The sequence below is a fragment of the Saccharospirillum salsuginis genome (assembly GCF_014651855.1).
Lineage (GTDB): Bacteria > Pseudomonadota > Gammaproteobacteria > Pseudomonadales > Natronospirillaceae > Saccharospirillum > Saccharospirillum salsuginis.
Genome location: NZ_BMXR01000011.1, coordinates 146,543 through 156,403, shown reverse-complemented (window position 1 = coordinate 156,403; position 9,861 = coordinate 146,543). Strand labels below are relative to the sequence as shown.

The 9,861-nt window shown below is 63.0% G+C and carries 9 protein-coding genes; 6 read left to right on the top strand and 3 right to left on the bottom strand.

Translation table 11 applies throughout. The annotated features are described in order from the left end of the window. Positions 1-583 precede the first annotated feature (583 nt). Positions 584-2,473: a DNA topoisomerase IV subunit B gene (parE, locus tag IE111_RS19675; RefSeq protein ID WP_189612008.1), complete on the top strand. Its 1,890-nt coding sequence runs from the start codon at positions 584-586 to the stop codon at positions 2,471-2,473. A gap of 135 nt (positions 2,474-2,608) precedes the next feature. Here parE and IE111_RS19670 read toward each other — a convergent pair whose 3' ends face one another. Beyond that, positions 2,609-2,980, bottom strand: coding sequence for a hypothetical protein (locus IE111_RS19670; RefSeq protein WP_189612007.1), 372 nt, complete (start codon positions 2,978-2,980; stop codon positions 2,609-2,611). A 235-nt stretch (positions 2,981-3,215) separates the two neighbouring features. Between IE111_RS19670 and cobU the strand changes: the two genes are divergently transcribed. Genes cobU through IE111_RS19645 form a run of 5 tightly spaced genes read left to right on the top strand, consistent with a single transcriptional unit; the run spans position 3,216 to position 7,478 of the window. Then, complete coding sequence (cobU, locus tag IE111_RS19665; RefSeq protein WP_189612005.1) at positions 3,216-3,725, top strand: bifunctional adenosylcobinamide kinase/adenosylcobinamide-phosphate guanylyltransferase; 510 nt, start codon at positions 3,216-3,218, stop codon at positions 3,723-3,725. 28 nt (positions 3,726-3,753) lie between these two features. Then, on the top strand, positions 3,754-4,800 hold the full coding sequence (gene cobT, locus IE111_RS19660) for a nicotinate-nucleotide--dimethylbenzimidazole phosphoribosyltransferase (protein WP_189612003.1): 1,047 nt from the start codon (positions 3,754-3,756) through the stop codon (positions 4,798-4,800). A gap of 12 nt (positions 4,801-4,812) precedes the next feature. Continuing rightward, a complete protein-coding gene (locus IE111_RS19655; protein ID WP_189612001.1) occupies positions 4,813-5,574 on the top strand; it encodes an adenosylcobinamide-GDP ribazoletransferase in 762 nt (253 codons plus the stop codon). Continuing rightward, complete coding sequence (locus tag IE111_RS19650) at positions 5,571-6,104, top strand: histidine phosphatase family protein (RefSeq protein ID WP_189612000.1); 534 nt, start codon at positions 5,571-5,573, stop codon at positions 6,102-6,104. Before IE111_RS19655 ends, IE111_RS19650 begins: the two co-directional genes overlap by 4 nt. 60 nt (positions 6,105-6,164) lie before the next feature. Then, positions 6,165-7,478 (top strand): NAD(P)/FAD-dependent oxidoreductase, encoded by a 1,314-nt coding sequence (locus IE111_RS19645; RefSeq protein ID WP_189611998.1) that lies wholly within the window; start codon positions 6,165-6,167, stop codon positions 7,476-7,478. A gap of 106 nt (positions 7,479-7,584) precedes the next feature. Here the strand turns inward: IE111_RS19645 and folE are convergent, their stop codons facing one another. Both folE and IE111_RS19635 read right to left on the bottom strand, forming a co-directional pair. Then, positions 7,585-8,223 (bottom strand): GTP cyclohydrolase I FolE, encoded by a 639-nt coding sequence (gene folE / locus IE111_RS19640; protein WP_189611996.1) that lies wholly within the window; start codon positions 8,221-8,223, stop codon positions 7,585-7,587. A 226-nt stretch (positions 8,224-8,449) separates the two neighbouring features. Beyond that, complete coding sequence (locus IE111_RS19635; RefSeq protein ID WP_189611994.1) at positions 8,450-9,853, bottom strand: M17 family metallopeptidase; 1,404 nt, start codon at positions 9,851-9,853, stop codon at positions 8,450-8,452. Positions 9,854-9,861: the final 8 nt, after the last annotated feature.

The following is a 9,861-nucleotide window of genomic DNA, read 5'->3' as shown; positions in this document are numbered from 1 at the left end:
GCCGGTTTTGTAGCGGCGGGCAGGCACTGGAAAGCTCCTTTTGAATAGCAAGCCGTGATTTTAACCTTAAAGAAGGGATACTTTCACAGCCTCACCGCCCACCATCCGGTGAAATGTTACCTCCAGTACATCCATTAGCGCTGACTCTTGGATTCAATGGATACTTCAGTGGTTGGTTATTCTTCCAAGGTGGGCAGTGCCCACCCTACGGAGCCATTCAATCCTGGGAAAACGGATAGTAATGCGGCACCGGATTCAAGTGCCGGGTGGAGGGGTAGGCCTCATCGGGGTAGTCGGCAGCAGGGATGCTGCCGCCTAGCCTACAGGGAGGTATTTACGGCGACCCCGAGGAGGCCTACCCCTCCACCCGGTACGAACCATCGGCAAAAAACCTAACCGAGCCCCCAACAACCGAGGCACCAATTAACCCACAGGCACAACAGACCACCGCTCAAAAAGGGATAACCCCCTGAATTTACGGGTGAAACTCGACGGCGGCGGTTGTTAGCCAGTATCCTAACCCGCTGATTGTGTTTACCCGTGGCCGCGTGACACCGGCCCGTTCAACGAGGCAACTCCGAGCATGAGTACCTATTCCGCCGATGCCATTGAAGTCTTGATGGGCTTGGACCCGGTGCGCAAGCGCCCGGGCATGTACACCGACACCACCCGCCCCAACCACCTGGCGCAGGAAGTCATCGACAACTCCGTCGACGAAGCCATCGGCGGCTACGCCGACAGCATCGAAATCGTACTCTACGCCGACGGCTCTCTGTCGGTCGCCGATAACGGCCGCGGTATGCCGGTGGATATCCACCCCGAGCACGGGGTGCCCGGCATCGAGCTGATCCTGACCCGGCTGCACGCCGGCGGTAAGTTCTCCGGCAAGAACTACCAGTTCTCCGGCGGTTTGCACGGCGTGGGCGTCTCGGTGGTCAACGCCCTGTCGACCTTGCTGGAAGTCACCGTCAAACGCGACGGCAAGATCTATCGCATGGGCTTCGCCGGTGGCGAAAAAGCCTCCGACCTGGAGGAGATCGGCACCTGTGCCAAGCGGGATTCGGGCACGACGGTCCGCTTCATGCCGGATGCCCAATATTTCGACAGCGGCAAGTTCCTGGTCAGCCGCCTGCGTCACGTACTGCGCGCCAAAGCCGTACTCTGCCCCGGCCTGAAAGTCACCTTCTTCAACGAAGAGAAAGACGAGACCGATACCTGGTACTACGAAGACGGCCTGCGCGATTACCTCTGTTCCGCCACGGCGGTGTACGACCCGCTGCCGGCCGAGCCGTTCACCGGCAGCTTTACCAGTGAAGACGAAGCCGTCGATTGGGCTGTTCAATGGCTGCCCGATGGCGGCGAGGGCGTGCAGGAAAGCTACGTCAACCTGATTCCGACGGCGCTCGGCGGTACCCACGTCAACGGCCTGCGCCAGGGTCTGCTGGAAGCGTTGCGCGAGTTCTGCGAATACCGCAACCTGCTGCCACGTGGTGTTAAATTGAGCCCGGAGGACGTCTGGGAGAAGTGCCATTACGTGCTGTCGTTCAAGATGCGCGACCCGCAATTCTCCGGCCAGACCAAGGAACGCCTGTCGTCCCGTCAGGCGTCGGCTTTTATCTCCGGTGTCGTCAAGGATGCCTTCGCGCTCTGGCTGAACCAGCACACCGACCTGGCCGACCAGATTGCCGAACTGGCCGTGTCCAACGCCCAGCGCCGTCTGAAGCAGGCCAAGAAGGTGGCGCGCAAGCGCGTCACCCAGGGGCCGGCCCTGCCCGGCAAGCTTGCCGACTGCTCCGGCGTCGAGGCCATGCGCGGCGAGCTGTTCCTGGTGGAGGGGGACTCGGCCGGTGGCTCCGCCAAACAGGCCCGGGACCGGACTTTCCAGGCGATCATGCCGTTGCGCGGCAAAATTCTGAACACCTGGGAAGTCGACAGCGCAGAACTGCTCGCCAGCCAGGAAGTGCACGACATCGCCGTGGCACTCGGTGTCGACCCGGACACCGACAACCTCGAGGGGCTGCGTTACGGCAAGATCTGCATCCTGGCCGATGCCGACTCGGACGGCCTGCACATCTGCACCCTGCTGTGCGCCCTCTTCGTCAAGCATTTCCGCGCCCTGGTCGACAACGGCCACGTCCACGTCGCCATGCCGCCGCTGTACCGCATCGATGTCGGCAAGGAAATCTACTACGCGCTGGACAACGACGAGAAGGACGGCGTGCTCGACCGCATCAAGGCCGAGAAAAAGAAAGGCAAGGTGCAGGTCACCCGCTTCAAGGGTCTGGGTGAAATGAACCCGATGCAACTGCGCGAGACCACCATGGACCCGAACACCCGCCGGCTGGTGCAACTGCGCATCGACGACGCCGAGCTGACTAACGAAATGATGGACATGCTGTTGGCCAAGAAGCGGTCTTCGGACCGGAAGGCGTGGCTGGAGTCGAAGGGGAATCTGGCGGACGTGCCGGTTTAAAAAAATCGCGTAGGGCCGAAGAGTGGAGCGATATCGGCCGTTGTTCGATGGCGGCAATGGATGTACCCATGCCTCCTTTGGAACGGCGGATATCGCCTGGGGCTCTTCCGCCCTACAGGTTAGAGTTATTGATCGCTATCGATCGAATTTCAGCCCGATCACGGTCTTGCGCCCGCCTTCACGGAAAAACCGGGTGCTTTGGGTTTCACCGGTCTCGTCGCGGGTGGCTTTGATGCTGTAGGTGCCGGCCGGCAGGTCGACCAGCAGCCAGGGGCCGTCGGCCGTGCCTTCGTGCATGCGCATGCCCTGCTCGTCGTACAGGACATAGTGAAGGTCGGCGAGATAGGAGCCGCCATCGACGAAGAACTGAATGCGTGTGTTCCGGTCGGGTGCGAATTCACGCTCTTCCATACCAACACCCCCGGTCCAGATGTCCTGGGCCAGGGCGCTCACGGACAGTCCGGCGACAAACAGGGCGACCATCAGGCGTTGCAGTAGCTGTGTCATCTTCCTTTCTCCTCTTCCGGTCAAAAGGTCTTCCGCCCAAGGCGGATTCGATTCGACGACTGCGCCTACGATGTTGCCAGCCGCAGCCGGGTGTTGATCGTTCAATAGCAGTGTTCGGGTCAACTTTAGGACAGGCCCGGTTAATTTCAATGATCCGGGTCACCCATCCGGTGTCAGTCGACATTCGCGGTCCAATCCGATAACGTCCCGGGTGGCGAATTCGAAGGAACCCTGTATGGCCGTGCACCTGGTGTTGGGCGGAGCCCGATCCGGCAAATCCCGCTTCGCGGAGCAACTCGCTCTGGCGCAAGCCGACCCACTCCACTACATTGCCACGGCCGAGGCCGCGGACGCGGAAATGACCGAGCGCATTCGCCATCACCGGTCGCAACGCTCCGAGCGGTTCACCACCCATGAATGCCCACACGATCTGGCCGGGGAAATGACACGCCTCGACCAGGTCGGCCGAACGATTCTGGTCGACTGCCTGACACTCTGGCTCGGCAACTGGATCGAAGCCGAACCGAACCGCTGGCAGGCCCAGCGCCAGGCACTGCTCGACCGACTGACCGACAGCCGCGCCGACCTGATTCTGGTCAGCAACGAGGTGGGCCAGGGTATTGTGCCGATGGGCGTGCTCAGTCGTCGCTTCGTTGACGAAGCCGGCTGGCTGCACCAGGACATCGCGCAACGGGTGGACCGGGTCACCTTCGTGGTCGCCGGGCTGCCGCAACGGTTGAAATAACCCAGGAACGTTCAGACAGGAAACCGGGATGCCTTATCATTACGACATCAAATCCGTATCGCCACCGCTGGATGCGAGCATTCAGCAGAAGCTGGACCAGAAAACCAAGCCACCGGGCTCACTCGGTCAATTGGAGCATCTGGCCGCCCAGATCGCCCGGGTCCAGCGCAGTCTTTCCCCTTCGCTGGAAAAACTCAGCCATCTGGTGTTCGCGGCCGACCACGGTGTCTGCGCCCAGGGCGTGAGCCCCTATCCGTCCGAAGTCACCCGTCAAATGGTGTTGAACTTCATGAGCGGCGGTGCGGCGATCAATGTTTTCTGCCGTCAGCACAATGTTGACCTGACCGTGATCGATGCCGGCATACGCGGCGAACCGCTGCCGCCCCATCCGTCGTTCATCGATGCCCGCGTACGCGACGGCAGCGGGGACATCAGCCAGGAGCCGGCGATGTCCAGCGAGGAACTGGATCAGGCCCTGAACCAGGGCGGTGAACTCGCTCGCCTGCAATTGGCCGAGGGAACACCCATCCTGAGTTTCGGGGAGATGGGCATCGGCAACACCACCGCCGGAGCCGCCCTGATGGCGGCCTGCCTGGATCTGCCCGCCGAACTCTGTGTCGGAGACGGCACCGGGGCGGACGCCAACCTGCTGGTCCACAAGTCCCGGGTTGTCGAGCAGGCCCTCCTCCTGCACCGCCCGAATCTGGTCGACGGCGCGGCCATCATGCGCCACCTGGGCGGTCTGGAACTGGCGATGATGGCCGGGGCCATGGCCGCGACCGCCGAGGTCGGGCAATTATTCATCGTCGACGGTTTCCTGGCGACGGCGGCCCTGCTGACCCTGTGGCGGGACCAACCCGAGGTGCTGGACTATGCCGTGTTCAGCCATCTGTCGAACGAACATGGCCACCAGTTGATGCTGGAGCGCCTCGGCGTTTCGCCCCTGTTGCACCTGGACCTGCGCCTGGGCGAAGGCACCGGCGCGGTGCTGGCCTGGCCGTTGGTGCAATCGGCCGTGGCCTTTTTCAACGAGATGGCGAGCTTCGACAGCGCCGGCGTGTCCAACCGGACCTGAGGAGCGGTGTTCTTGGTTCGCGATCAATGGCACGCCTTCTTCAACAGCTGGGTCTTCTTCACCCGCCTGCCCGCCCCCAGGGGCGTGCGGTTCAACGATCGCTACCTGAATCTGGGCAGCCGTTATTTCAGTTGGGTGGGGGTGCTGCTCGGGTTGATGCTCGCGGCTGTTTACAGCCTGGGCGCACTCTGGTGGCCACCGGCTGTCGCCACTGCGGTGGCTCTGGGTGTGTCCCTGCTGCTGACCGGCGCCTTTCACGAGGACGGGCTGGCCGATCTGTTCGACGGCTTCGGCGGCGGTTTCACCCGCGACCGGGTGCTGGCCATCATGAAGGACAGCCGCCTGGGCACCTATGGTGCGGCGGCCCTGTTCATCACCGTAGTGCTGCGCTGGCAGGTGCTGACCGAGCTGTTGACCCGGGACGTCAGTGCCTGGCTTTTGTTACCCTTTATCCACGGCTGGAGCCGTTTCTGGGCCATCTCCACCCTGTGGACGCTGCCCTATGCCGATTCCCAACAGGCCTCCAAGAGCAAACCCTTGGCGCAGGCGTTCGGACCGGCCGCCAGCCTGGTGGCCTTTGTGCCGCTGCTGGGCCTTTTGCCCTTCCTGCCGCTTGAGATGCTGGCGGCCGCCACACTGATGGCCCTGTGTGTGCGAACGGTACTGGTGCGCTGGTTCAAACGCCGCATCCAGGGTTACACCGGTGACTGCCTCGGCGGGGCCCAACAATTGCAGGAAGTGACCGTACTGCTGGTCTGGCTGGCCGTCGCATGATTCTACTGCGTCACGACCGGGTCCGGGCGGACGGACTGTGTTATGGCCAGAGCGATCCGCCCTTGCTGATTCCACCAAGGGATACGGCCGCGCGGCTTTCGCTGCCCGGCTGGCGTCGCCTGGTCAGCAGCCCGTCGCCGCGCTGTCTGAGCCTGGCCCGGGTGCTGGCCGGATCCCGCCCGATCCGGGTCAGCCCCGGTCTGCGAGAGCTGCATTTCGGGGCCTGGGAAGGGCAACGCTGGGACGACATCGACCGCACCGAGATTGATCGCTGGGCCCGTGCTCCGCTGGATTTCCGGGCACCGGGCGGTGAATCGGCCCGTGATCTCTACAACCGGGTGGCGGGTTGGGCCCGACACTTCCAGCCTGAAGACGGCGACCTGATCATCGCCCACGCCGGCAGCCTGAGAGCCTTGGCCGCCCATATTCTGGGCACCGATTTCGACACCACCTGGCAGTGGCCGGTGCCCTACGCCACACCGGTGACCGTCACGAATACGACCGACGGGTTCGTACCTTACGAGGCCTGATGAACACCCGACAGGCCGGGAACCCGGGGCACGCTTCACTTGAAACTTGGGGCTACAACCATGAGCAACACCACGACCGAACGCATCGTGATCATCGGCGGCGGCGCCGGCGGGCTGGAACTGGCCACCCGGCTGGGCCGCAAATGGGGACGCAAGAAGAAAGCCCGCGTCACCCTGATCGATCGCAACAACACCCATCTGTGGAAACCGCTGTTGCACGAGGTGGCGGCGGGCTCCCTGGATGCCGGTGCTGATGAGGTGAACTACCGCGGTCACGCCCGGCGCAGCGGGTTCGAATTCACGCTCGGCACGGTCTGCGATCTCGATCGGGTCGATCGCAAAGTCATCCTCGCGCCCTTGCTGGACGAAGACGGCAACACCGTGCTGGACGAACGCCAGGTGCCTTACGATCAACTGATCTTCGCACTCGGCAGCGTCACCAACGATTTCGGCATTCCCGGCATCGCCGACCACGCCCTGATGCTGGACCGGCCCGAGCAGGCCCAGCGTTTTCACAAGCGGATGCTGAACGCCTTCCTGCGCCAGGACCGGGAGCGCGCGGACGGCGACGACGCCAAGCTGGATCTGGTCATCGTCGGTGGCGGCGCCACCGGTGTGGAACTCTCGGCCGAACTCTACAATTCGGCGGAAGTGATGCGGGAATACGGCCTCGACAACATCGGTCCGGAACACCTGAGAGTGACTCTGCTGGAGGCCGGCCCGCGTATCCTGCCGGCGTTGCCGGAACGCATCAGCGGTACGGTGACCCAGGAGCTGGGCAACCTGGGGGTTAAGGTGCGCACCAACACCAAGGTGGTGCGCGGTCATGAGGAGGGCCTGGAAACCAGCGAAGGCGAGATGATTCGCGGCGACATCCTGGTCTGGGCCGCGGGGGTCCGGGCGCCGCATTTCCTGAAAGACCTGGCCGGGCTGGAAACGGCGCGCAACAATCAGCTGATGGTCAAACCGACTCTGCAGACTACGAACGACGACCGCATCTGGGCCCTGGGTGACTGCTGCGCCTGCCCGCAGCCAGGCGACACCTGGGTGCCGCCGCGCGCCCAGTCGGCGCACCAGATGGCCAGTCACATCTACAAGAACCTGCTGCGGCAGAAAGCCGGCAAGCCCATGCTGGATTACCTGTACAAGGACCATGGGTCGCTGGTCAGCCTGAGCCGGTTCAGTACCGTCGGCTCGCTGATGGGCAACCTGACGCGGGGCAGCATGATGATCGAAGGGCGGATCGCACGGCTGGTGTACATCAGCCTGTATCGGCAGCACCAGATGGCGCTGCATGGTGTGGCACGGGTGTTATTGCTGGCGTTGATCGACCGGTTGAATCATGCGATCCGGCCGCGGTTGAAGTTGCATTAAGGGAGTTCGTCGGGTCGGGTATTTCAAATTTGGTGGGCGGTGCCCACCCTACAAAAGCCAAACGTAGGGTGGGCATGGCCCACCATTGCCCGGCCACACAAATGATTCACGCCATAAACTCGGCCCGGCGGATGGGGTCGGTCTTGAACACACCCCCGAGGGCCAAGGTCTCGGTCTGCGACTGCTCGTCCATCACCCCGCGCGCCTTGACGCAATAGTGCGTCGCATCGATGTGAACGGCCACGTCGTCGGTCTCCAGCAGCGTCTGCAACGCCACCATGATCTGCTGGGTCAGCCGTTCCTGAACCTGGGGGCGCTGGGCGAAGAAGCGGACGATGCGGTTGATCTTGGACAGGCCGATGATGGTGTCCTTCGGCAGATAGGCGATCTTGGCGATGCCGTCGATGGTCACGAAGTGATGTTCACAGGTGCTGAGCACGCCGATGTCCCGCACCTTGACCATCTCTTCCAGTTTCATCTTGTTCTCGATCTGGGCGATCTTCGGGAACTCGTTGTAGTCCAGGCCACAGAAGATCTCGTCGACGTACATCTTGGCGATGCGCGCCGGGGTGTCGATCAAGCTGTCATCGGACAGGTCCAGACCCAGAGTGCCGGCCACTTCGGCCATCAGCCCCTGAATGCGCTCGCGCTTCTCGGCCCGGGACAGGCCGTTATCGACCATGGGCGTTTCCAATCCATGCTCAATCAAAGACTCACGAACGGCGGCGGCTTCTTTACTCAGCATTTGGGGGATCTTCCAGTCAGGTGGGCTCGGGGTCTAATACGGGGGTACGATCAGGTCTGGATGACACCGTGATGACATTTTTGACCGAGGGCGTAGGATCCCTGAATTTTCAATCGAGGTAAACCTTTTGGGCGTAGGAGCGCACGCCGTGCGCGACATTTTCTTAGCTGGTTGCGTCAGGTGTCGCGCACAGCATCGGGTGTGGACTCGATGCGCCTGCTCAAATTTACGGCAACAAGGTCTCCAGCATCCGCTGCGTCAAGCGCACGCCGAAACCGGTCACCTCGGTCGGCACATGCGCCAGGCCGCCCTTGTGGTGATCGGCGGACAAATCGACGTGCACCCAACGCACGCCGGATTCCACGAAGCGGCTCAGGAAGCGGGCGGCGTCGATGTGGTCCGAGGACTTGCCCGGGTTGCATTGCTGAATGTCGGCGACCTCGCTCTTGATCTGATCGTCGTAATCCGGGTCCAGCGGGAAGGGCCAGACGCGTTCACCGCTGTCGCGGCCGGCCTGGATCAGCGGCATCAGCCAGGCGTCCTGATTGGTGAACACGCCCGAGTAGCGGGTCGACAGGGCGCCGACACAGCTGCCGGTCAGGGTGGCGTAGTCGAACACGGCCAGAGGGTGCTCGCGCGACGCCAGCGTCAGGGTATCGGCCAGCACCATGCGGCCTTCGGCGTCGGTATCGACCACTTCGATGGTGGTGCCGTTCAATGCCTTGACCAGTTGATTGGCGTGGTAGGCCTTCGGCCCGATGTGGTTCTCCACCAGCGCCAGCCAGCCGGTCAGGTTCACCGGCAGTTTCAGGCGGCTGGCCGTCAGCAGATTGCCCAGCACAACGGCACTGCCGCCCATGTCGCCGTTCATGCCGAACATGTAGCCGCCGGTCTTCAGGTTATAACCGCCGGTGTCGAAACAGACGCCCTTGCCGACCAGGGCGGTGCTGTCGGTGCTGTCCGGATTGCCGCGGTACTGGATGCGCACGATCGACGCTTCGTCGTCGTCGGAGCCCCGGGCCACGGCCAGGAAGGCACCGGCGCCCATCTGCTCCAGTTCCTTGTAGCTGTAGACGCGGCACTCCCAGCCTTCGTTCTCGGCCAGTTCCTCGACCCGGTCGCGGTAGGACCAGGCGTTCAATTCATTCGCCGGCAGCGTCGACAGGAAACGCACCAGGGCGTTGCCCTCGGCTTCCGCCAGCCGCCGATTCAACCGGGCTTCGTCGAACGGGCCGACCAGGGTGAGCTTTTCCAGCCGGTTCGACGGTTTGGCGTCCTGCTTGTAAGTGGGCAGGTCATAGAGCGCCGCCAGTGTGGCCGACACCAGGGCGTCCAGGTCGTCGCCGGTATCGGCGATCAACACCAGGTGCCGGTCCTCGGCCTGCCAGGCACCGGCCACGGCCTTGCGCGCTGCGGTCAGTCGCTCGAACGGCCCGCTGGCGTCCTCATCCTGCTTGACGAAGGTCCACTGTGCCCCTTCGGCCAACAAGGTCTGCTGCCGCTCGCGACTGGATCGGCCTGACAAGGCCGGCTGTTGCGACTGGTGCCGCCATTCCAGAGCGGCATCGAAGCGGTCGGGAACCTTGCGGAGAATTTTGGTCGCGATACGGGGGTAGTCAAAGGCTTTCATGGCGTTCC

What these genes read in the sequence shown, in the direction of transcription:
- parE (WP_189612008.1), top strand. Translation starts at nt 584, where the DNA reads ATGAGTACCTATTCCGCCGATGCCATTGAAGTCTTGATGGGCTTGGAC.
- IE111_RS19670 (WP_189612007.1), bottom strand. Translation starts at nt 2,980, where the DNA reads ATGACACAGCTACTGCAACGCCTGATGGTCGCCCTGTTTGTCGCCGGA.
- cobU (WP_189612005.1), top strand. Translation starts at nt 3,216, where the DNA reads ATGGCCGTGCACCTGGTGTTGGGCGGAGCCCGATCCGGCAAATCCCGC.
- cobT (WP_189612003.1), top strand. Translation starts at nt 3,754, where the DNA reads ATGCCTTATCATTACGACATCAAATCCGTATCGCCACCGCTGGATGCG.
- IE111_RS19650 (WP_189612000.1), top strand. Translation starts at nt 5,571, where the DNA reads ATGATTCTACTGCGTCACGACCGGGTCCGGGCGGACGGACTGTGTTAT.
- IE111_RS19645 (WP_189611998.1), top strand. Translation starts at nt 6,165, where the DNA reads ATGAGCAACACCACGACCGAACGCATCGTGATCATCGGCGGCGGCGCC.
- folE (WP_189611996.1), bottom strand. Translation starts at nt 8,223, where the DNA reads ATGCTGAGTAAAGAAGCCGCCGCCGTTCGTGAGTCTTTGATTGAGCAT.
- IE111_RS19635 (WP_189611994.1), bottom strand. Translation starts at nt 9,853, where the DNA reads ATGAAAGCCTTTGACTACCCCCGTATCGCGACCAAAATTCTCCGCAAG.